The sequence below is a fragment of the Paenibacillus sp. sgz302148 genome (genome assembly GCF_056120465.1).
Map to the genome: position 1 here is coordinate 1 of NZ_JBVYOJ010000034.1, position 23405 is coordinate 23405.

The window sequence follows — 23405 nt, forward strand, 5'->3', positions numbered from 1 at the left end:
ACTTGCATGTATTAGGCACGCCGCCAGCGTTCGTCCTGAGCCAGGATCAAACTCTCCATTAAAGAAAAGCTGATTGTGCTCATTGTTTATTGCTGTTTCGGGGTCCCCGGAAAGTATTCGGATTAAGCTTCGCAGCTCATCTTCACTTTTTGGGGTTCCGTTTGGCTTATTCGCTCGTTGTTCAGTTTTCAAAGAACAATCATTCATTCTTGTTTTCGTCCTAACCGCTTGTCTCTCGCGGCTGGAGTTATAATGTATCATAGATTATCGGATTAATGCAACAACAATTTCTTCCAAACGATAAATTAATTCATTTCAAGTAATATTTTTAGAAATGCATCGATGTTGGAATGATTTTCGCATATTATTATCCGGCCATTGTACACATCTGTTTTAAGTTATTACAACATATATAGCTTCTGTTACAATAACTTGATCTATTCGTCGATGAACTGAAGGTTCTAAGCGTAGGTTGGATCGGCAATCCCTGTTACAATATATTACTACTCATATTATTGGGAGAACCTAGTGGACGGAAAACGTTCCTTCATCCCGCTTTCCATTAAATTTTCATTCCACAAATCGTCCCCAATTACCTAAAAACAAATTTGTCTCGCTAATAGAAATAAAATCCAAACAACAAAAAAAGCCTTGATTATCAAGACTTTACGCTTTTAAATATTATGGTGCGGTCGGAGGGATTTGAACCCTCACGCCTTTTGGGCGCCACCCCCTCAAAGTGAACGCCCGTATAGGTTGCAATTCGATCGAGTCCGATAAAACCTTGATTTATAAGGGTTTTTACCGTTCGCATTCTGTTCTATTTGGCTCGTTAAGGATGTATTATGATGAATTTCGTCCCCAATATGTCCCCAATTGACCCCAGCTGTATCAACGATGGCGAGTAGGGGATCTCCCATTATAAAAATATCTTAAGCAATTCCAATTCTTAGGGACACTAGTAACTGGAATGACTTTGAGAACGAAACGCTCAACATCAGGCAGATTCGTCTCCTTACTCCCATTAATCACTCACTTAAATACCCTTTCATACCAACAAACTTACGCTCTCCATATGCACCGTATGCGGATTGCGCCGCGGCTCCGATTGAATCTGTTATAGTGGGCTAAACCCTTGATTTTACTGGGTTTTTCCGTTCGCATTTTGTTCTATTTGGGTCATTTGGGGTGGTTGGGGACACAGTTTATCACCACTTTCTTTATCCCCAATTTAGCATTAATTTAGAGAGCAAGATTCTACCGGTTGATCTATGGCATCAGCACTTTACAGATTCGACTTTGGCGGATGTAGTTCTGGATCGCCTGATCCACCATGAGAAGGGTATCACTTAGCTTGCCAACAGGTGGAAATTCTGGTATGTAAGAAAGGAGCCTGCTTGAGCGATTACGAGTGTCCACGAAATTATATCATGATAGGCAAATTCGTAAATATTCAGAAATAGTCGGAACCGTATACAATATAGTGAGGAGTTAAATATATGAAGGCAGATTTTGAAAATGAAGAAGAACTTTTCCCAAGACGCATCACTGATATTTCACAAGCTGTAACAAAGTTAACTTTAGAATATTTCCAAGCTAATTATAAAGTTGACATGAGCCATTCATTTCATAATTATAAATTGATAAGACTTCTGATTATGTTGAATCCAAATAAAAGCAGTATACTAGGTGAATCACTAGTAGATGCAGTTGAGTTTATTATCAATACACATAATTCGAAATTAGAACTTATGGATGATATAGTAACAGATTCCTTTAAAAAGCGTGATGAAGCACTACACTTTTTTTGGGAATATATTTGTACGATACAACTGTTAAAAGATAAAAAGTTATCGTTTAGGAAAAAAGCCGCTTATAGATTTAGCATGATTCACCAAATCATAGAACACATGCTGAAACGCGAATCATATTTATTATATGCTTCATTTAATGTAGAAAATGAAAAAAATATAGTAAACGATGTAAAATTAAATGAAATAATTGAGACTCTGCTTAAACTGCCATTTGAGTACTTCAAGAGTATTGACCAAAACAAACTTAAAAATATTACAATAAACCAATGGAGAAACATTGCTGCACATTCTTCTTACGAATGTAGAAATGAAACAATTAAATGTACATATAGTAACAATAAAAATAAAGTAATAACATTGAGTGAACTAGATGAGATTATATCAGAAATTTATGGTTTGAGACTTTTTGTAAAACTAGTTACAAATCTAACACTTGAGATATTACAAATCCGATTACCAAAGTATCAAAAGGTAATGATGTTTGTTCCGGAGAGCGTTGTAACTGATCTTAATACTTATTATGAGCAATTTAAAACCAGAATTAAAGCAATTGAATTAAAAGATTCAATTATGATTGAAGATAAGTTGTATAGTCAGGAAAATGAATCATATTTCGAGATTGATATTGAAAGTGAGTATAATGAGCGGTTAACAGTTGTTCAACTCGCAATACTGTCAATAATTCAACTTTCAAATATTATAAATGGTAATAACTGTTCTGTGAAACTAGAGGATTTAGTGTGGATCTTTAATATTATATTTTCTGAAGACGGTACAAGACTAAAACTTGCTATAAGTTTTGACGAAGTGTCTCTTCTTTTGGATAACCCAGTAGCATATATCGAGGTAATTAAAAGAAAACTACTACAATCATCTCCGGAGGAGATGAAGAGAATGTTGAAAATAGAGTAACTCTAACTTGATTACGTAACTTTGCTGCGGGCCTATCATAAACCCTTTTATGTTACGGTAACGCCCGCCTTTCCCTGGCAACAGTCGCCGGTCTGTCAAACTGTGTTTTATCAAGTTAACTCCCTTGGTTTTGTTACAAAATATTTTTACTAAAATAGAGCAAGCAACCTTTCAATTCATGTGCGAGTTGGTATCCAAAGATAATGAGCCCTCCCCCAAACGGAGGAGCCACCTGCATGGAGGTAGCCCCTGATAAATCATTTTCACTTTGAAATTAGTTCCAACTCAGATCTCCAAATGTGCTTATCCAATAATATAACTATTAAATTTTTATTTCTGTAATAATGTTCTCGTGGCTTAAATCTAGAATGGCTTTGGGATTCTGATTATACCCAAGCTCCTTTCTTGTGTATTCTGATACACAACTTGAAAGGTATTTCATTAACAAAATGTCGGTAATATATTTGTTCTTGTACAAGACCTCTGATACATCACCATTTATCGCCTTGACTAAATGATGAGTCCATATTCCATTTTCCAAGATGTCACTTGAATAAGAACTTTGTCCTGGCTGACATGATAGAAATGTTGCAAAATGGGGGAACTCATTTGTAAGCATTAAAATTTCATCATCATTAATATTTGTAATTTGTCTACGTTCATTTTCATCCTTGAAGCTCTGCGCACAAGCATCTATGAAAATAAGTGCGTTTTTACAGTTGGATGCTAGTAAAGGATCAAGTAGAATTTTACGCAAAGAAACTGCAGTTTCTGAGATATGGAATGGATGCATATCATAAGTTGATAAGAAATTTGTGATACCATTATGGAAACCATGTCCAACATAATAAAAAACTAAACGATCTTCTTCTGATAATGAATAAAATAAGCCTTTTAAATCATACTCTAGACTACTTTTCAAAGCCTGTTCATCCACATACATATATATATCATTTTCATCTACACCCATTGATTTTATCAATACTTCTTTAAATTTTAGTGCATCATTAGTAGCATATTTCACTTTTGGTACTTGATTTTCTTCCCTATAAGAATAGTTTTCTATAGCAATAATAATCGCTATCGTTTTTTTATAAGTAGAAACACTTATTGTCAATTTACCCTCAAGAGTTTTATTTTCTAAGATGCTGTCAAACCCATCTCTTATATACTTTTGATTTTCAAGCAATATTTCATTGGATGCTTTTTCCGTTTTTATTACAAAAACTGAATTTTCCCCACTTTTTACCCAGTCATAAGTTACAGTTGGAATCGGTGAAAGTAGAGAAATTGCTTTTTTCGTTGTATTCGAGATATAAAAATCAGTACTAAGTCCTACAATTTTATTTACAGTAGGTGAAATTTCTTTAAGTCCAAAAATCAATGTTCCTCCATTTGTGTTTGCAAAGGAAGAGACAATTTTCGCTATTTTATGAGGACCATATGGTATAGCATTAAAATCTAACACTTCAGACTTAGGTTCATTCAGAAATGTTTGTAGATCAGCATCTTCAAAATCAATATTCTCAATAGGTATTCTATTAATTTTAGCTTTTTTCAGAAGTTGCCCCAACGTAATTTGTTTAGGAGGGGCAATTCCATCTTCGCACCAAAGTTCGGCGTCCACATATTCAAGAACATCAAATTCAGAGTCATAAAAAATCAATACTTTATCTGCATCTGATGGCCTAGCTACTACAGTTATCTCATTACCATTTTTCGTAATTCCACTAATAACACTTTTTGCAATACCATGAATATGCGAACAATCGTATTCCGGTAATCCTTTGAGATGTTCTATTACGTTAGTTACCGCTCTTGGAATACGTTCTTCTATGTATTTCCGTCGACTATAATCATGTTTTGTCATATGATAAAATGCGGGAGATATATCATTTTCGTTGCCATCGATCCCAAATTCCGCCGATGAATTTATTTCAGCTTCAAAATCATATCTCAATTCAAGAAGTTCATCTGGCAAATTGAACTCTTCCTGTATAAAATACTTTTGTATCTCGTTGACAGTAGATCTAAGTAAAAAATCCAGTTTTTTATCATGTCCCATCAGGTCAAAATAGTTGCACAAAACTTCGGTTAACCTTAATAGTACACTATTGGAATTCCAAGGATTAGTTACATGAAGACTGTTTTCATTAAAATGTATATTCACACTCTTAATAAAATTAATACCTTTATACGTAATTTTAAGATCTTCAGACTGAAAAAAATTTAAGGCTCCAACTTTACCTTGTAGTTCTTCTAAACATTTTTTTGTTTTATCATCACCATCTTCATTTTCAATCCAGATTTTTAAATATGGGATAATAATCTCCAATTTTGTTTTCAAGTCCGAACACTCTTCTTCTTGAGTGTGGATTAGTTCAAATTCACTTTGTCTCAATAATTGTATATTAAAGTATTTTAAGAATGTTTCTAGGTTAGGATTTTTTTTATTTTCAGCACTGAGCCTTATAAAACAATATTGATCTTGAAAAATAGCCTCATTTCCATCTAAGAAATATTTGAGAGTTGTGCATTCTGTAAATTGTGCTTTCGTATTCAATAACAGCCCCGTACTAGCCCATTCTACAACTTCCGAAATATCATCAATACTCCAATTAGCACATTGTGCTAATAAAACGGAGTAAACAGATTGAACTCTTTTGTAATTATCATTTTTTATATTTCCATTAACGTCAATGTCTGATGATATTTTACTAAGTAAATCTAAATAGTCTGATAATTCAAAGTTTGTTCGAAAATTAAAGAGGGCCCTCCAATCTGCAGATAATTCTGGTCCGTTGAACACCTTCAAATATTTACCTGAAATATCTTTTATATCTTCTGTATTAAGAAATACCGAAGATGCCGTTGCACATTTCCCTGAAAGAGTAGGAATACACTCTATGTTGTTAACAAACCATGGAATGTAGTTTTCAACTTTATCCCCGACTGTTTTTCCATGCATATGCTCGTAGCCCCAATATGCAGTTGCTAATGCTTTAATTTCATCTGGGGAATAGTTTTCTATATAATCGAACCAAAATTTAAAGGCGAACTTAGGGTTATTTTCTGTATATTGAATATAGTTAAGAGTTCTTAAGCCGCGGAAAAAATCCACTCCAAACCCATATCTAAATACTTTAAAAGACTCGCTATATTCACTTTTAATTCCATGATTAATTAAATCTGATCTAAATAGTTTATCAGGGGTTACTAGTGTTGAAATGCCTTCTTGAACCCCAAGCATTTTAAAGAAACGTTTCCACTCATCTTTTTCAAGTTTATTTGAACAATATGATTCATGAACAAAAATATCTTTTTCTATAATTCTTTCAATTTCTAGCCTTGGGTTATAATAATCTGAAAGAAAACACTCTTGAGCTGGGCACAAGGAACCTTTTTGAGTAAGCAACTTTAGTCTCGATAATTTTCTTATCAATTCTTCTTTAAGAATCCCCTTGCAATACAAACTAAACAAGTCTCGTAATGTTTGCAAGGCATTCTGATTTGTAATATAACCATCTACATTGGGTATAACAGTCTGAGTTATATATGTAATATCTGTTTTTTCTCTTACTCCTAAGCTCTCTAGCCAATGTCTACTTTCTAAATCTTCGAGAAGCCATTTCTGTAAATCTCGATGCAAAAAGGATAAATCACTATTAGGATTATCCCAGTTTTGATCATCTGCTGTCGGAAAGCAGACTTGATATGGATAATTGATGCGACTTTTATGATCCCAAATAAAAGGAAGTTTCATTAGTACATCTTTTGAAATACCTTTATCTTGATCAGATTCACAAGTTTTTTTAAAATATTTAATGAGTTCAATATTATAAGGTATAGTATGGGTATCAGTGAAACATGTTGAGGTAAGAAAAGACTTGAGTTGCTTCCAGTCAAAATATGAAGAACCAAGCCGTTTAAATTCAGAGAAATTTCCACAATTTTCAGCAAATTGTTTCACGTTATTCTTATCAATAAATTTCTTAATAGGTTCTTCTCCAATAAAAGATTTCTCAGATAAATAGGTAAAATCAACTATAGTTTCTTCAATTTTAATCAACTGTCCTTCTCTAGAAGTAACAAACGGGATATTTTTTAATGCTTCCTTAATCCCTTCATTAAATCTTTTTCCCAACTCGTCAACTGCGATATCATTAGGTATTAATTGATATGCTTGAAAATGAACCTTAGTGCGCACTAAATTTGCGATCCATTTGAAAATCTCAATGGCGATTGTTTTAAAAATCCATTGGTTCCATTTTGAATCAGCATGAAGCGATTCACGATTTGAAGTAGTTAGAAAGCTTGTGTTGACAAGTACTGGAAGATGATACCTTTTCTCACCTGTTGGCAAATATGAATATAGAAGGTTTTCTTCACTAGAGAGTTTAGTGACACCATTACCACCCAATTTGGCAGCTAATGACAACTCTATTGAATCAGCATTTAATAATTTCTCAGGAATATTTCGTTCATCTTGTAGAACAGCTTTTAAGTCTCTAGGAACAGTTAAACTAACAGTATTTATCAACCAATCGGTTTTTGAACTGTTGCCCTTATTCAATGTTATCTTATTTCCTATTCGATTGATTTCAACAGAAACTAATTCTGTTATATCAAAATTAATCTCCGAAATATTTTTAAGAAATAAAAACATGTTTAAGTTTTGAGATAGGCTTTGTGCGGCTTGACTTGTCTCACTTGCATTCTTCATCTGAATTATCGTTGCAACACTTGCTTTCTTATCTTTAAGAAATTGATTAATTGGCTCTGGGATTACTTCTCTTTCTGTATATATCGGGATTATCTGCCAAGGGAATTGAAATTTTCGGTCATTCGTTTTTTCCCATATTATCTTCGAATCCTCCCATTTCCAATCAAACGGATAGGTAGAATCAAATCTAAAATATTCATCATCTGAGAATATTGTTACTTTATCGGATTGTCCAAAAACTGATTTAAAACCAATCCCCTTATACCCTGTTTTCGTCAAATCTGATTTTTTCGTACCGTTATTAACATTGCAAATTCCTTGAAGATCACGAGAATTGAAGGGTTTTCCAGAATGTGCAACAACTAAGTTATCACCAAATATTTTTATCCATACTTTAATAGCTTTTCTCTCTTGAGAAGAGTCATCTGCATTTTGTAAAAGTTCATAAATAAATCGCTTTGAATCTGTATATAAATCACCAGATAATGCATTAAGTGAACTTGCTTGATTTACTGCTTGACCAGGATTTGCATAATCAGTATTGTCTAAAAAAATTTTTTCAATATCTGTTTTTAAACTCATACCAATCTCCCTTCCGAATTCTATCTCTTGCGAAATACAATAAAATTCAAAGAACTCCTATTTCACTTTCACTTTATACTCATGCCTTTATTCTAAATTGTTGCCGCGGCTTCTGCCACACCCCTCTTGATTTCTTCTAATGCCATATTCATAGTTTGAGACATCAATTTCAAATCACTTATTATTTCAACAATTTCTTTTTCAATTGATTCGATTGGCATTTTTTCTGCTACTACCTTACTGTGTTCGGGTTCGTTATACCGTCGGGCGTTTTTACTCCCTGCTTCTATTGCTTTGCGTGTAGCAAGTTTCAATTGTTCTTTCGGGTCAATGGCATACTGTATATCATCAATATACTGTCGTGGAATCTTTAACTCTGCCGCTAACGTTTCAAGACAATAGTAATTCTCCAGCTCACCCTTCTGTAACATAACAAAACAGTTACTTTTAAGTTTCGGAAGCCTTTGTTTCAGAAACTTGATTCGTTCTGAAGTATTAGTTTCCCCATGGCTATCGTTATCAAGGATTATTTTAAAGGGCACATTAAAGTCGTGAAGTATAGAGACGTTAGCGAAATAGTCCATGTTTTTGCATCCGTCCATTGAGATGAAGTGAATACCCTGCCTTTTCATATCATACCCCAGTCTTGTTGCCCAACGTTCAAATGCATACTTATCAGATATGCCTTCAACCAAGCAACAGACCTTTCCGGTTAACAGTTCGCTTAGTTTGATACGTTCACCAAGCTGTTCCCGTATCTCCTCTTGTGGAAGATGTTGTCGTGAAATTGTTTTCCCCTTTTCCCTTACGAGTAGAACCACATCGTCCATATCTGATTCATCAATAAAAAGTGTAGAATGTGTTGTTAAGATGATCTGACTATTTTGTTTGGATAGGTCCTTTAATGAGTAGAACAGATCTTTTTGTGCTGATAAATGAAGAAAAGCTTCAGGTTCTTCAAAAATATAAAGAATTGGTTTCTCAATGAATACTGCAGGATCCTCACCTTTCAAATCTCCTCTACTGGCATCCTTCATCCGTGCTACAGTTTCATTAATTTCACTTTGAGCACGAATTACTGCTACAAGCACGGCTCGCTGTACCCCACTCCCACGTTGACTCAAAGGTGTCCTAATACCATGACTGTCCTCCACTTGCATAGTGAAAGAGAATCCCTTGCTTACATCAAGTGGATCTATCTCTTGACTAAGACCTTCAGCAAGTGGTAACTGTTCCCGTAGTTTTTCCTCAACAATTTTTATGAAATTACTATTGATGGTCTCTACTTTACTATTAATTATCTGCAGTGCACTCTTACTTTCAGGATCTGTGCTAAGCCAATTACGTATCCCGACTCTAAATAATTTCCCAAAGACGGAAGAATCGCTAGACATTTTCTGCTCATTCTCATAATCTTGTGAAGCCGGAATGAATATGATCTCCGGCAGATATTTGTCGAGTTCATCCCAATCTGCAAGTATCCAGTCATCGTCGGGCTGGGACCGAAGTTTCGCAATCACCCTACTTCTTATGATTTGAATATCACCCTCATTGGGTTTTGTAGCGGGTGTTTCAATACCAAGCTTTTTTGCCCATTGCTTTAAGATATTGTACTTCTGTAACTCCTGTTCGTTCACTTTCTGCACTCCACAGAAAATTAACTTCTCGCTGTTGATTTTTTCCTTTACTTTACTATGTATTTGCTTTAGTTTTATTAGCCCATTATGCTTTAATTCGTCCAGCCCTTCACACTCAAGGTGAACTTCGATTTCTATTGGAAGATGTTCATTCCCTTTCTGAAAATCCTCTTTCACCACTTTTTCCTTATAAAAAAATGTACATAGCGCTCGTAATACTGAAGATTTGCCTACGTCATTTTGACCAACTATAGAAATAAGGTTTTTAGACATATATGCAGAAAACTCATATATCCCCCTAAAGTTCTGAATGCGTATATACCGAACCTTCATTTCATATTCCTCCTGCTCAATTACCAATATTGTACATCAGTCTGATTTCCTTTGCAGACAAATGGCCCTTTAGCCACTTCAAGCTCCATGAAAAATTCATCAAATCCTTGTCGTACCTCGAAGTTGTTCATCCCTCTGAAGCAGTTCGAATACATCCTTCTTCAGCTTGGCGAGCACTTGTTTCTTTAATTGATCTTTCTGCAAGTAGCTGCCAAATAATTGGTCCCGAAGCTCTAACTCATCCCGATATAAGCCTGGGAAGGTGCTATGGATTTCTTCTCGAAGCAACTTCGTGTAATGTCTGAATTTCCGAACGATTTCGAATGCGACATCGTTATGGCTCGCATATAAGCTCTCCAGTCCTAATACCTCGATATTTAGCTTCATATCGTCGTGATGATCTAATCCGACAATGAGCTTCTGCTCGTCAAATAGATCATCCACTTCGTGAATGTTGAATCCAATGCGAACTAGAGGGTCCATGTCCTTTGAACTGTATGGAGATAACGCGATATCATCCTTCCCCTTCGCGTGGTTGCAACTTGGACAAGAAGGAATTAAATTAAAAAACGACATAGCGAGGAATGGATAATCAGACTTATTGTGGAAATGATCGAGCTGGCTTGTTCGCTTCATTCCTCGATTCGGCCGGTACACATTACCGATATGGTTACGATTGCACAGGGGACATACACGTAAGCCCAGCTTCTCAATTAGACTAATTGCGTTATAGCCGTTATCACCGATAGAAGCGTTCTGCCCACCGGAGAAATAGAGGTACATCGTACGGAAATACATAATCTCATCTGGGAAAGTACCAGAACTGGGTACGCATACAGTACGAAGTGTTTCAAGCTGGTCCGGTTTTGCAGTGATAACGAATTTTAAAGTATAACTGCTATCAAAGCTCTTAAACCAATTTTCGACAGCGGTCACGCTATACGTTCTGCTTTTATTTAGTTGTGCTACTACTTCTTCGTAATGCTCCAATGCAAACCTATCTTGTTCTGATTCGTATATATTAATCATGTCGCTTTCCCTGTTCCTGCTTATACCGATTAACTTCTTTCGTCCAATAATCCAATTGCCACTGCGCATACTCCTCACGTTTACGGTCCGGCAAAAGAGAATTATACATATCTAACAACCGACCATATAAAACAGGTTCCCCAATAAGTTGAATAGTCCTAAGCAGAGGCGCTAGATCAATTTCTTGGAAATGTTCTATATGTTCTTCCTTCTCAAAAGCTTCTTTCAATTGCCTTAACTGGTTAATCACCCCGTTAATCTTGTACTTCGCAAATTCTCCAATAGTCGAACTCATGAAGAACCCGATGGTAAACATATCATGGATGTTGGCAGCGAACGTTCGCTTTCTCATCTCATATCCATCAGTAACTATCGTCGCCCCCTCCGGCCCACGTTCTAAATAAATAACATGAGAGCCCGGTAAATCTGAAAGCAAGAACGGGGAATGAGAAGTCAAGATGATCTGAATTCTCCGGTGCTTCGCATAAATGACCGAGAGGTAACGTATTAGTGTGAAAATAAAATTGCGTTGCCACTCCGGATGAAAATACAGCTCTCCCTCGTCAATCAACAGAAGTACATTACTGGTTAATTGAACATTACTTCCGAATGTCTGCCCTTCTGCCCTCGTGTATAATCTTGCAAATAAGTTAAGAAAGGCCTTTTCTCCTGAGCTTAAATTCGACCACTCGAAATCCAAATACGCATATGCTCGATACGATCCTCGGTACGACTTCATAAATTTGTAGGACTCGCTCTCTAGCATGGACTCTCTTTGGATTGGAATCATGAAGGTCGGGTCTGTCCAGTGTATTGATGAGTTGCCGACATATTTCCTGAGGTATCCTAAGACTATAATGATATGGTCCAACCATACAGCATCCTTTTTATCCATGATTCTGTTGCGAATCGCTTGAAAAAAACGACGTTCAACATAATCCAAGAGTGATACTTTCCCCGACACCACATCTTTTAGATCAAGAATAGGACTGTCAACAGTAAGCAATTTATTCGAGTAAATAGACAACTCTTTAAGAAAATTACGCAACGTTTGTCGATATGCACGTAACAAAAAGATGTTTTCCTTAATTTGTTTAAGATCATTTCCCTGGTTTTGAATCCGCTCCCTTGCTGCTGATAAACTGCTGTTGAATAATGCATTTATTTCGTTATAAAAAGGTGCAAACCTTCCTAAAGATTTCTCATCATTCTCATTCCAATCTCTTATTTTAACAATAAAGTGATCTGGAATGCGGATAGGAAGCTCTTCCTGGAATGTCTCCGAATATTGATGAACAAAAATGATCTGTCGATTCATATCTTCGTCACGATGAAAGTCAATCTCGCTCTGTTCTCCCGACCCTATGCCATCTTCAAGCCGTCGCAACTTATCGCCCTTCACTAAATAATTCGTCGACAAGTTGTAATAGTTACTAAGCTCCTCTTCAGAGGAATGATCGAATAGATTCGAGAAAAAAATTACAGAACTATCTGGCAACTGACGAGAGCTGTCCGATTTCCGATAGCACTGTTTCAGCTTAAGCAAATTGTGATCTATAATTTCTGTTAGCATGATGGTCGAATCGTCATAGAGGATAATATGCTCACCTCTCTCGTTCCGAAGCACAGCTAAGGCTTGGGTAATATCCTGACCTTGGGATCGCACTAAATATCTCTTAATATAATCTAGGACAGTGGATTTTCCCGCTCCATTGCTTCCAACGATGGCCGTAATGTTCGTAACAACGGCGAGTTCTGGATCATCATTTATTTTGAAAAAATTCGGCAGATACTCCTTATTTTTCTCTACTGTTAACACCCCATTCTCCGGTTCAAATGTGAAACGGAGCTCCGAACTTAACTGAAAGCCTTGACTTCGGAACGGCCCAAACATATTAAACCAAATATATAGAATCTCCATTGTATTTCCACCCCATTGATATGTTTCATAATTGCTCTTGAAGTCAACCATTGTTTTCTGTTTTCAACAAGTGTTTAATAATCCGTATTAATCGAAGTATTACATAATCTTGGGTACTTTCAACTTTTTAAAATCAAGATCATTTTTCGTTCGAATAAGCATCCTAATATAGCTTTGGTTAGGAAGATACGAAACATGAGCTGTTACTTGATAGTTATACGGAGGCTCTAACAGTTTTCTTAACTTTAACTTATCGTGTTGACTAGGATATCCCTTTTTTGCTTCAATCGCGATTAAATTATCTGGGCTCATTCTGCGATGAACGATGATATCAGGACGAATATTAATGGTTTGGTTTTGATAAGTAATCCTTTTAGGGTCCAAATAGTCTTTGTTATATTCGAGGTCCACATGATAAGTATAACTTTCCATTAAAGCGTTATTTAAAGCCAGCTCTAGATAAAAGGCAAATCTATGATTGATACATTCCTCTTTAACCAAGTTATCGATTAGTATGATATCTCTACGAATTAAGTTGTTAATACTATCTAATAGAATGGTATGGATATCCGAATTATCCAAGTTTGATCGTCCCAATAAAGTTCCTCATTCCTTTGTTCTTCATGAGCTTTTATTCAAAATTGAATGAATAATTCCAAAAATATAGGCTGTGTTCCTAGACTTATTGGCTACTTCGCGTCTCACTCCGATCCGTTGTACTCACCATAAGCTATCCTTGCCGTCATAGGAAAAATGCATTACTATGTACCTCTTTGTTCTGACATTAATGCCTTCGTGAGGGATTGCCTTTTCAAAAAAGTGGCCTCTTGCGTATTTTTTAGAAGCCGCGGCGAAACACCAGTATATAGACACATTTTGCTTTTATCAGATGAAGGTCTAAACACTTTTAATTTCCTATACATTCAGCCACTTCCATTCAAGAACAGTTAATAATATCAATATTCTGAATCTAACCGACGTAAAAACAAACTAATTCAGTGTTACTACTTTCGACAGGAAGAGGCAAATTCCTCCAAATTCACACAGTATTCGAACATTTCGTTACCGGGTAAAGTTGAAACATTTATTCCGTCGGGGTAAGTACCACCACCGTAAGTGAACAAGTGAAGACGGAAGCATTGTCACATTAGCTTTGATTGGCAACCCTCCACTTCATGCAACACCCTGAAGGGCTTCCTTCACTTCTAAAATGCAGAGTTGAACCAATCTGCCATATACATTATCAAAAAAATGGACTATAATTTAGAAATTATGTACCTTGCCTAGAGGGGGTAAATCTAGGTGGTTTTAAAAGATAATTTTGATGAAAAAGCACTACATCGATTACTCGATGTAGTGCTTTTTCATCTGTCATTACTTTCATTTAATTTTCATTAATTAATCAGGAGCCAGGTAAGGATCAGTCTGCTTTTCGTCCATTCTCGATAACCCTCCAAAATTGGACAAGAGGTGTTCCCCACACTTAATTGATAATTAACCGTTACTTCCTAACCACGTATCGATTGACTCCTTTCTAAATACAATCCTCTTACGGACTCGAACAAATGGAATCTGCTTTTCCCGTACCATTGTATAAATACAATCTGAGGATACTCCAAGATACTCCGCTAGTTCAATTACGGAAAGCACCTCCTTCAATCGGGCCTGATTGTTCTGCTTTATACTAGGCATTTTACTAGTTATATCCATTGTATTACTAATATCATGAACCTGGTGTTTAGTGTCACTTAAAATTTGTTCTTCTAGTTCCAGTAATGTCTTAAGCAGTTCTATTCGAAGTAATTGCTGCTGTTCCCTCATAAGTCGTTCCCACCTCTAATTCATTTCTACTTCTAATTTTTCTATACCTAGCGAAAAGCACTATGACATAAAAGTCACAATGCATTTTTATTCTCTTATATGTAATTTTGCCCGGTAATCCTTATGGATCGCCAATTTTTAGTTGAACTAAAAATCTCTACATCGTGTCTATGTGTAGTCCTTTGATAAGAAAGATGGTCCCTTATTACGAAATAAATATCACGTATTATATTGCAATGTCATATAAATATTTTATCACATGTAATATTTTGATTCGTTATTTTTATGAAAACTATTGAAAGGTAGCTGCATTTTCTATATTATTTTTTCAGGAAGTGTTTTTCCATTTGTAGGAATGACGCTTCCAATGTTTTTATAGTTTGCTGGGCAGGAGGTGCATATTTATAAGTATGTGTGTTCTAAGGCCGATCATTCGATCGCCTCCTTCTATTCCGACTAAAGAAATCTATAGGGTCTTCCCAATAGCCATAGAATGGTTATTGGTGATTATAAGATGAAGTTTAGCCCATCAAGTTATTTATTGACCCGTGCGGATACCCTTAGTCTATTTAAGAAATACGAAGCCATGATTTCTTTAGGGGACGTTGACAAATGGACATTTATCCAATGTAAAAATGAGTTGCTTTCTCTTCATTACAATGAGCTACTAATAATCCAGAGCTCTATTGAGCTTTGGAACAAGCTCATGAGTGACTCCGATCTCAATTTTAGACGTTCTGTACTTGCTAAAGTTAACAATCTTATGCGATCACATATCATGGATGAGCTTGCGATTACGGATGGCGCTGCCAGCAATTTATTTAATAATGCGACCGTACCCAAGTGGCCCCGTCCATATCAACTTAGTATTCTCATGAATCACCCTTGGCAGCTTGTAAACAAATTCACTCCAGATCCCCTATCCTACGGGGAATCACCTGAATATTTTCAAGGAGGTGTTTCGCAACAAACCTCCGTAATGAAACTTCAAGATGAACGATCAAGTGTAAAGAGTATTAGCGGTTATGTAATTATAGACCCTGCCTTGTTATTTCCGTATGAGAGCACTGCCATAACCGGACGATGGGTCACCACCTATCACGAATTTGATTACTTCGAGTTCCATGTTAATAAAGAGCCTCTTGTGGATAGGCAGCTCCAAACACAAATACAGAAATTATTCCCTCAAGCAGAATACATCTACACAACCTTTCTGCCTTATAAGCCCCTTAAAAGAGCAGTATGGATCATCATTCCGAAAAACAGAAACTTAGGCTCATATTACGGAATGCTTCATGAGTTCAAAAGATATCGAAAAGAAACCGTTTTCCATTCCTTAAAACAAGATAATGATCTCTTTTAGTTGAACTAAAGAAAATCAAACAACCCCGCCCAATGTCAATGCTAATACCATTCGAAACGAATGGAGGAACCTGACATGAATGGGTTTGATTCAAATCCCTCGAAAAACCACCCGCATGACCACATACGCAATAACCCTCATTCCCAAGAATCTTTTCGGCAGAATTATTCTTTTGCCGAAAAGATTCTTGACGTTTCGGGTATTTTCCCGACTCTCAGTGACGATCATGATATTAAGAAAGTCACGCGGGAGAAGGTGGAAAACATGCTGTATGCTAAGCAGCAGTTAATGCCTAGAATTCAAAATACCAAGGACAGCACTCATCTAGGTCCGCAGGGTATTAATCAGTGGATATGGGAAAACAGAGTGGAGAATGAAATTCCCGTAAGCATTTTACGGGAATTTCTAAGCCGCGGCATGAAGATCGTCCCCCATGCCTTCTTCAAGAAATTTGAACATACTCGTAATCTGTTGATTCAGACTGCGAAATTCCATGGGATCACGCCTACCCAGGTTCAAAATAGTCACTTGCTTGATCCTGAGTCTTTTCGTCATGGCATGAAGCATCTGGCCAAGAATGAGAGGACGTCATCGCTTTTTCATTTCTTAATGCAGAAATCGAATCAAGCCGGAATACTGGATAAAAAATTCTCGATGGCTAAAGCACCACTTGAGCAGCCACGCATGCATCCTAGGATTAATAGCTTCAAAATACATATGGAGGAAAAAGGATTCGCCCGCAAACACGTTCGGAACACAATTACCCACGTTCACCAGCTTTTTGATTGGCTGTGTGCAAATGTCCGAATATTTGCGGAAACTTCCCCCGAAGAGATTTCGGTTCTTCAGATTCAGAATGAACATTTGCTGATGTACCGTACCTACAAACTGAAGTTGGTCAAAGGGGGACTTTGCAGCCGGATAACGTTCACTCACAGCATATACGCCATTCGGTCGTTCTACCGCTTTTTGAAAGAACGTTTTGGATATGAGCCTCCGCTTCAGCGTTTCTGCGCGATTAAGGCCCCCCGTTACAGCCCCCGTGAAGTCCCGACGGATGAGCAAATTGAAGCTTTCTTTCACGTGGTGAAGCGGTACGCAGGAGATCCCGTGCGCGAACAGATTGGATATCGAATGATGTTGCATCTAGGCCTACGGTTATCAGAAGTTGCGAACATCAAATGGAAAGACATTAATTTGGGTACACGAACGATTGTCATCCATAGTAAAGGCAAGAAAACCCACGTTCTGCCGCTCGCAGGGAAACTCTATGAACTTTTGCGAGAGCTTCAATACCAACCGATGACAACCTACCTCATGGGAGAGAAAACCTCCACCATTGCGGGCAACTTATATGAATACTTCAAACTCTACGCCATGATCACGGGCTGGGCTTTTCCTGGCGGTGTGCATCTCTTTCGACATACCTTTGTCACACGTCTTGCGCACAAAGGGACCCTACCGCAAGCGATTAAAGAATTGGCCCGCGTATCCATGCTGGATACCGTCGGCTTGTACATGCATGTGGCACGCCACGACCAGCACATGCTCAGTCAAATCAATATGCTGAATTACGAGTGAGGACAAACCGATGCCAATATTTGATGATGCTGTGACAAACGAAGTCGCCTTGGAAGAGACCCTATTCCAACTGGCAGATCAGTATGGACCGGATACGTTTAAGCGCCTGTTACATTCACTATCACCCTCTAACGATCCCGATTCAATGAAGCGATACGAAGAGATTCTGCTTGATGATGCGGCTCTTCATTACTTCACAAGTGATGCATTTCAAAGTTTGGCAATCTCTTCGCAGCAAGCCTATCGATACGAGATGGACTTGTTCTTGCGGTATTGCCGACGTTTAAAAGGGACCAATCCGTCAATCAAAGAGGTTTGTTCTGCTGTCTTTTTGACCGAATATTTGGCACCTGTTCAGAAGCTCAATACACGCAGTAAAAAGGCTGCATTTTTGAGAAGTTTTCTCGGCGAGATTTTTTCGCATTTCTTTAACCGTGATATCGGGAAACTGAAAAGAACCCTTTCCATTGAAATAGATCGAAATCGCGAACCACGAGCTTTCACTAAAGAACAGTTGGATGAGCTCCTTTGTCATGTCAGGCTCGGCCGCGAGGCTCATCGCAATTTCACCATATTATGGACCTTTCTTGGTTCCGGCATTCGGTTAAGCGAATTGTTACATTTGCAGATCGGAGATATTGTTGCATCCCGTCAAGAAATTCTTGTACGTGGAAAAGGAAAAAAGGGATATAAACAGCCGAGCAAAATCACCAGATCAGCCCTTGATATACTGAATGCATACGTGAACTTTCGTTACCACGGCGTGAAGAAAGAGCAGGATATTCTGGAACGATTTATTTTTTCCGATGACAAAGGAAAATCCCCCCTACATGAAAGCACGATTCAGAAAATGTTTGCATCCTTGATCGATGAGGCGAAGTCGATACCAGAATCCGATAAAAGACCATATCAGCTTTCCGTACACTCACTGCGGCATTCCTTTGCCCTCTATTTGCTCGAGTCCGGCGTAAACCTCTATACGATAAAGGAACTGATGCGACATTCGTGGCTCAGTTCAACGGAGGTTTATTTGAAATTGTTTGATAGTATGCTGATCACGGCAATTGATCAGCATCCCCTGGCGCAGCTAAAAGCCAGTGAACTCTTTTGAGAAAGCAGGTGATTCATTTGGCTTTTTTACTTCAGTCCGGCTATTTTCAGTTCTGGAGCGACCATTTTAAACTGAGTAAGAGCACAAAGCAAACCTATATTATCGCTCTAAAAAGGTTCGAAGCCTTCCTGAATCAGGAAGGCTTCGAAGGAGAACTTAATTTTGATCGATTTCATGCCAGCCGTGAACACCCGGAGAGGTACTTACCTATTCAGCGACAAGTCATTGACCGTTTTGTTTTTGATTTAAAGCAAAATGATCAAGTAACGGATAGATTGATAGCGGTCACTATTTCCGCACTAAAACGTTTCTTTGAATTCCTTCATGATATGGATCTGATCCAGCATAACCCGATGCTTGGTTATCCTAGGCCTAAATTCGAGAGTCCGATTCAGAACACCTCATTATCCAAAGAAGAATGCCTTGCCCTGCTTAAAGCTGCTTTGCGGAGAAACCCATTCTACCGGCAGGAATTTGTGTTTATATGGTTCATGCTTATTACGGGACTGCGCATTGCAGAGGTCCGCTTTCTTCGGCGGAAGCGGCTGAACTTGGAGATCAGAATCGTACACATTTTTGAAGCACAAAAAACAGAACAACGGCCTGTTGCGATCCCCAAGGACCTTACCGTAGAGCTTGAACGTTATACACAACATCCTGAATATTTAAAATATGCAAATCAAGGGGATGAGTACCTATTCCATCAACAAGGAAAAAACATGACAGTTGACACGATTAAACGGTTATTATCCGAATTATCTCGCGATGCGGGCCTATCAAGACACATTCGTCCGCACGACCTTAGAAGAACAGCAGGATATTTGATGCAAGCAGGCGGCATGAACATTGTCGATATTCAACACCAGCTACGCCACAAAAACGTAGGAACAACGCTACGCTATGTACCACCATTGAACGATTTGGCTAAAATTCTCGAGGATACTTAAGCGATGTAAATCATTATCAATCAATCTTTCAATGTAAACTTAGCTCGGAGTTGAATATGTTATTAATCCCTGGTCATAAAGAATGGCAGAAAAAAGGTAATAGCAATTTATTTCTCACAAGTAGAAGTAAAAATTTCAAGAATGTCCCCCACTGTCTAAACTGTACCATGGCAGCAGTTTTGCTCGGTCGAGGTGTAGAGATTTCGATTATACAGAGGCAATTACCACATAAATTCACTGAAACCACATTACGTTACTTACCAATTGCCACTTTAGGCGAAATACAGTTGGATGATTTTAAGACTGGAGGGTCATGATTTCCTTGGCACTTACATCTGGCTTAAGACGAAGCGAGTTGCTTATGGAGCTAAAGGAATATTCCGCTTATAGAATGCAAGAACGTACTGACTTAGGGGATGCCGCGGCGGCAATTGGTTTTGCATGTTCTCACTTTCACATGGACATTTCCATCATCTTTGGTTTAGTTCCCGCTAATTGCTAAATTCATTCTGTAGTGACTAGGCCACGGGAGTATTCAGGCAGCTGCTGATAAATTCCCAATCCATTTTACATCTGATGCTGCATAAGTACAATAAGAGGATGCATAGGAGTTTCCTGGCATCTTCTGTTCATTTAGACAGCGATCCAACCTATTTTTTACATCAATTATAATAATCCGGCCAGAACTCTTGATTTTAGGCAGCAAGTTTAAAATATAAAAGTGTATGTTCGATTGGGAATACTTCTTATACAAACAGCCCATACAGGTAATAATGGCCCTTTAGGGTCAATAGGCATAACAAAAGGATGGAGGCTTTCCATGGCGACGATCGAGAAGCGCGGGGATAAATCGTGGCGACTTACTGTTGAAGTAGGTTTCGGACCAAACGGCAAGCGAATTAGGCGAAGAAAAACGGTTAATGGAATTACAAAGCGTGAAGCGGAGAAAGAATTAGCGAAGTTTATAACTGAAATTGAAGCAGGTGAGTACATTGCTCCGGAAAAAATGACTTTCGAAGCGTTTGTCGACGAATGGCGAAAGAAATATGCAGAAAAGGAGTTAGCTCCAAAAACACTTAAAAACTACATTATACACTTAAAAAATCACATCTTGCCTGCTATCGGACACAAACGAATTGATCAAATTAAGCCGCTGCATATTATTACACTATTGGACGATTTACATAAACCAGGAGCACGTAAAGACGGTCGTGATGTGACTTTATCGAGTGGGACCGTACAGTACATTCACCGTATCATTAAAAATGTTCTTAATAGGGCGATGGACTGGAAATTATTAAACTCCCATCCTATTCTGGGTATAAAAAAACCAAAAGCTACCCAAGCAGCAATCCAGTATTATGATGAGGAAGAAGCACAGGCAGTTATAAATGCCCTGTACAAGGAGCCGTTGATGTGGAGGGTCTATTTCCTAGGCGCTATGCTTGGAGGGTTTAGGCGGGGAGAATTACTTGCCCTAGAGTGGGCAGATATTAATTATGACGATATGACAATTACAATTGATGAAAGTATTTCGCTTACAGTCAATGGTAAAGCCATCATCAGGAAACCAAAAACCAAAAGCTCAATTGGTACGGTCGATATGCCCAAGTGGTATATGGATGAACTTAAGACATATCAAAAGGAATGGGAAGAAAATAAGATGAATGTTGGTGAACTCTGGAATGGAGGAGAACGTCACTTCGTTTTTCATGGCGGTTATGGGAAACCACTCTATTTCACGTACCCATCAAAATGTTGGGGTATGTTCATTGCACGTCACAATCTTAAGCGAATCTCCCTGCATGGGTTGCGACACAGCACAGCAACTATCTTACTTGAAAACAATACGGATTTAAAAACGATTCAGGAAAGGTTAAGACATTCACAATATTCTACTACAGCCGACCTTTATACTCACGTCACCAAAAAAGTGAGTAAAGCAGCAGCTGAGAAATTCAATAAGCTAGATCCCAAGAAATTGAACGGATAACATAAAAATATAATTTAACTGGATTGTACAAGCCCTCCTTTATTATTCCCGCAGATACTCTGTAGTGTCTTGGAAAAATTAAAGTAGACTGGTTGTTTTGATCCCACGAGGCCCTTTCAATTACAATACCATAACACTCTGTAAACAGACGAAAATGAACTACACCCCGTCAAGTAGACAGTACAATTAATAAAAAACAATTAAGCGGCCTTGGTCCTAAAATCCATAGGACTGAGGCCGTTTAGTTTTGCCTGTAACCTTTCGTTATTGTAAAAGTGGATGTAGGCCTCAATGTCCCTCTTAAGCTCCTCAAGAGTATGGTACGTGTGCAAATAATACTTCTCACATTTCAAGATCCCCCAGAAAGATTCCATTGGACCGATGAAGAAGATGGAGTACGAAATTGAGTGACTTCGGGCGGATAATGCATGCTGTCTTTTGGTAATCATGTTGATTGGTCAGGCAATACTGGACAATCTCGATCCGTTCTTGCCAAGTCGTAGAGCGACCTTTTATCATAACTTTTGCTTCCCCTTTATAGGCTTTTAAGCTGTTATGACCATTATACTTGTTATCCAATTAAAAAGCTGCCTCGTGCTAGCAATCTTGTATTTATCGATGATCTGGTACTGAGACAATTCCCCCTCAAGGTAATCCTTCACCGCTCGGAGCTTAAGCACAGCACTGTAGCTTTGAAGATGCGTACGGCGTTCCAGCCCTTCATATCCATACGTTTTGTACCGACGCTGCTATTTCGTTAAAGTCGTCTTGTTAATCCCTTATTTCTTCGCAGCCGCCAGAAAACCAATTTCCCATTCGGTACTTCCTCGAGAATGGCGAGTTTCTCCAAAGCATTATATTTTCCTCTAGACATGAAAAAGTTCCCCTCACAGTAGCACTTTTTTTATTCCACCTGTCTAACGTATGGGGAGCATATCAATGTCCCGTTCAAGCTCCTCAAAAGTACGGTACGTATTCAAATAACACTTTTCGCATTTTGGGGTTCCCCAGAACGACTCCATGGGACCGTTATCGATGCATCTCCCTACGCGAGACATGCTTTGCACGATCTTGCCCTTCTTCAGGATCTTCTTGATTTTAGCGATGAGTATTGAAAACCTCGGTCACTATGCAGCATGGGTCTGCTCCTTGGTGCTGCCTTCATCGCCTTTTTGACGGTTTGAAATACGAGGCTGTTGTTATTGGAGTGCCCGAAAACGTAGGACACAATGGTATTGTCGTGGAGGTCTAAGATGGCTCTTAAATACGCCTTTCGACCTTGACCATATTTGAATTCCGTTACATAGGTTACCCATTTCTCGTTTGGCTTTGTCGCAGCGAATATGCGGTTTAGCAGTGCCACGGTGTTGAGGCGTTGAAGCTGTATATTTCTTTCGTTTTCTGCGACGGTCACGGACTGAATGTCCTGAAGCTGCATGAGGCGCTGGATGCGCTTGTGGTTAATCTGCTGCTGCCTTTCTTTGCATAAGTGAAGCGTTAATCGACGGTACCCATAGATGCCGCTTACCTTCTCATGGAGTGAGATCATCGCTTTTGTGAGCATACGGTTTTCCAGTTCACGTGCGCTTGGCTTTCGGTTCAGCCATTTGTAATAACTTGACCGTGGTATCTCTGCGA

15 protein-coding genes and 1 rRNA gene are annotated in these 23405 nt (G+C 38.2%); 7 read left to right on the forward strand and 9 right to left on the reverse strand.

The genetic code is table 11. The features are described 5' to 3' along the window. Positions 1-62: ribosomal RNA gene (locus tag AC0LWM_RS30785) — 16S ribosomal RNA — on the reverse strand; the annotation flags it as partial. A gap of 1126 nt (positions 63-1188) precedes the next feature. On the opposite strand from AC0LWM_RS30785, the gene AC0LWM_RS30790 reads away from it, so the two are divergent. Beyond that, positions 1189-1353: an ATP-binding protein gene (locus AC0LWM_RS30790; protein ID WP_474678870.1), complete on the forward strand. Its 165-nt coding sequence runs from the start codon at positions 1189-1191 to the stop codon at positions 1351-1353. Between the two features lie 146 nt (positions 1354-1499). Further along, positions 1500-2726: a hypothetical protein gene (locus tag AC0LWM_RS30795; RefSeq protein WP_474678871.1), complete on the forward strand. Its 1227-nt coding sequence runs from the start codon at positions 1500-1502 to the stop codon at positions 2724-2726. Positions 2727-3048: 322 nt separating this feature from the next. Here AC0LWM_RS30795 and AC0LWM_RS30800 read toward each other — a convergent pair whose 3' ends face one another. The 6 genes from AC0LWM_RS30800 to AC0LWM_RS30825 all read right to left on the reverse strand — a co-directional run bounded on the left by AC0LWM_RS30800 (position 3049) and on the right by AC0LWM_RS30825 (position 14772). Further along, positions 3049-8031, reverse strand: a complete 4983-nt coding sequence (locus AC0LWM_RS30800; protein WP_474678872.1) for a sacsin N-terminal ATP-binding-like domain-containing protein — start codon at positions 8029-8031, stop codon at positions 3049-3051. Positions 8032-8123: 92 nt separating this feature from the next. Next, a complete protein-coding gene (locus AC0LWM_RS30805; protein ID WP_474678873.1) occupies positions 8124-10001 on the reverse strand; it encodes an ATP-dependent nuclease in 1878 nt (625 codons plus the stop codon). A 99-nt stretch (positions 10002-10100) separates the two neighbouring features. Next, a complete protein-coding gene (locus tag AC0LWM_RS30810; RefSeq protein WP_474678874.1) occupies positions 10101-11030 on the reverse strand; it encodes a hypothetical protein in 930 nt (309 codons plus the stop codon). Then, positions 11023-12951, reverse strand: coding sequence for an AAA family ATPase (locus AC0LWM_RS30815; RefSeq protein ID WP_474678875.1), 1929 nt, complete (start codon positions 12949-12951; stop codon positions 11023-11025). The genes AC0LWM_RS30810 and AC0LWM_RS30815 overlap by 8 nt, the downstream gene beginning before the upstream one ends. Before the next feature lie 99 nt (positions 12952-13050). Further along, positions 13051-13533, reverse strand: coding sequence for a hypothetical protein (locus tag AC0LWM_RS30820; protein ID WP_474678876.1), 483 nt, complete (start codon positions 13531-13533; stop codon positions 13051-13053). 912 nt (positions 13534-14445) lie between these two features. Next, positions 14446-14772 (reverse strand): helix-turn-helix domain-containing protein, encoded by a 327-nt coding sequence (locus AC0LWM_RS30825; protein ID WP_474678877.1) that lies wholly within the window; start codon positions 14770-14772, stop codon positions 14446-14448. 514 nt (positions 14773-15286) lie between these two features. Between AC0LWM_RS30825 and AC0LWM_RS30830 the strand changes: the two genes are divergently transcribed. The 5 genes from AC0LWM_RS30830 to AC0LWM_RS30850 all read left to right on the forward strand — a co-directional run bounded on the left by AC0LWM_RS30830 (position 15287) and on the right by AC0LWM_RS30850 (position 21767). Beyond that, positions 15287-16135, forward strand: coding sequence for a hypothetical protein (locus AC0LWM_RS30830; RefSeq protein WP_474678878.1), 849 nt, complete (start codon positions 15287-15289; stop codon positions 16133-16135). Positions 16136-16210: 75 nt separating this feature from the next. Further along, complete coding sequence (locus tag AC0LWM_RS30835) at positions 16211-17716, forward strand: tyrosine-type recombinase/integrase (protein ID WP_474678879.1); 1506 nt, start codon at positions 16211-16213, stop codon at positions 17714-17716. A 10-nt stretch (positions 17717-17726) separates the two neighbouring features. Beyond that, the gene (locus AC0LWM_RS30840) at positions 17727-18827 is read left to right on the forward strand and encodes a tyrosine-type recombinase/integrase (protein WP_474678880.1); all 1101 of its coding nucleotides are present in this window, start codon (positions 17727-17729) and stop codon (positions 18825-18827) included. Between the two features lie 17 nt (positions 18828-18844). Next, positions 18845-19774, forward strand: coding sequence for a tyrosine-type recombinase/integrase (locus tag AC0LWM_RS30845; protein ID WP_474678881.1), 930 nt, complete (start codon positions 18845-18847; stop codon positions 19772-19774). An 820-nt stretch (positions 19775-20594) separates the two neighbouring features. Then, positions 20595-21767 carry a tyrosine-type recombinase/integrase gene (locus AC0LWM_RS30850; RefSeq protein WP_474678882.1) on the forward strand — a complete coding sequence of 391 codons (1173 nt, stop codon included), beginning with the start codon at positions 20595-20597 and terminating at the stop codon, positions 21765-21767. A gap of 200 nt (positions 21768-21967) precedes the next feature. Here the strand turns inward: AC0LWM_RS30850 and AC0LWM_RS30855 are convergent, their stop codons facing one another. Then, positions 21968-22216: an IS3 family transposase gene (locus tag AC0LWM_RS30855; protein ID WP_474678883.1), complete on the reverse strand. Its 249-nt coding sequence runs from the start codon at positions 22214-22216 to the stop codon at positions 21968-21970. 632 nt (positions 22217-22848) lie between these two features. Continuing rightward, on the reverse strand, positions 22849-23331 hold the full coding sequence (locus tag AC0LWM_RS30860) for a transposase (protein WP_474678884.1): 483 nt from the start codon (positions 23329-23331) through the stop codon (positions 22849-22851). Positions 23332-23405 lie beyond the last annotated feature (74 nt).

Bases quoted from the DNA above. Each gene is read 5' to 3' on its own strand.
- AC0LWM_RS30835 (WP_474678879.1), top strand. From the start codon at position 16,211: ATGAATGGGTTTGATTCAAATCCCTCGAAAAACCACCCGCATGACCAC.
- AC0LWM_RS30830 (WP_474678878.1), top strand. From the start codon at position 15,287: ATGAAGTTTAGCCCATCAAGTTATTTATTGACCCGTGCGGATACCCTT.
- AC0LWM_RS30810 (WP_474678874.1), bottom strand. From the start codon at position 11,030: ATGATTAATATATACGAATCAGAACAAGATAGGTTTGCATTGGAGCAT.
- AC0LWM_RS30815 (WP_474678875.1), bottom strand. From the start codon at position 12,951: ATGGAGATTCTATATATTTGGTTTAATATGTTTGGGCCGTTCCGAAGT.
- AC0LWM_RS30795 (WP_474678871.1), top strand. From the start codon at position 1,500: ATGAAGGCAGATTTTGAAAATGAAGAAGAACTTTTCCCAAGACGCATC.
- AC0LWM_RS30850 (WP_474678882.1), top strand. From the start codon at position 20,595: ATGGCGACGATCGAGAAGCGCGGGGATAAATCGTGGCGACTTACTGTT.
- AC0LWM_RS30805 (WP_474678873.1), bottom strand. From the start codon at position 10,001: ATGAAGGTTCGGTATATACGCATTCAGAACTTTAGGGGGATATATGAG.
- AC0LWM_RS30855 (WP_474678883.1), bottom strand. From the start codon at position 22,216: ATGATTACCAAAAGACAGCATGCATTATCCGCCCGAAGTCACTCAATT.
- AC0LWM_RS30860 (WP_474678884.1), bottom strand. From the start codon at position 23,331: ATGCTCACAAAAGCGATGATCTCACTCCATGAGAAGGTAAGCGGCATC.
- AC0LWM_RS30840 (WP_474678880.1), top strand. From the start codon at position 17,727: ATGCCAATATTTGATGATGCTGTGACAAACGAAGTCGCCTTGGAAGAG.
- AC0LWM_RS30825 (WP_474678877.1), bottom strand. From the start codon at position 14,772: ATGAGGGAACAGCAGCAATTACTTCGAATAGAACTGCTTAAGACATTA.
- AC0LWM_RS30800 (WP_474678872.1), bottom strand. From the start codon at position 8,031: ATGAGTTTAAAAACAGATATTGAAAAAATTTTTTTAGACAATACTGAT.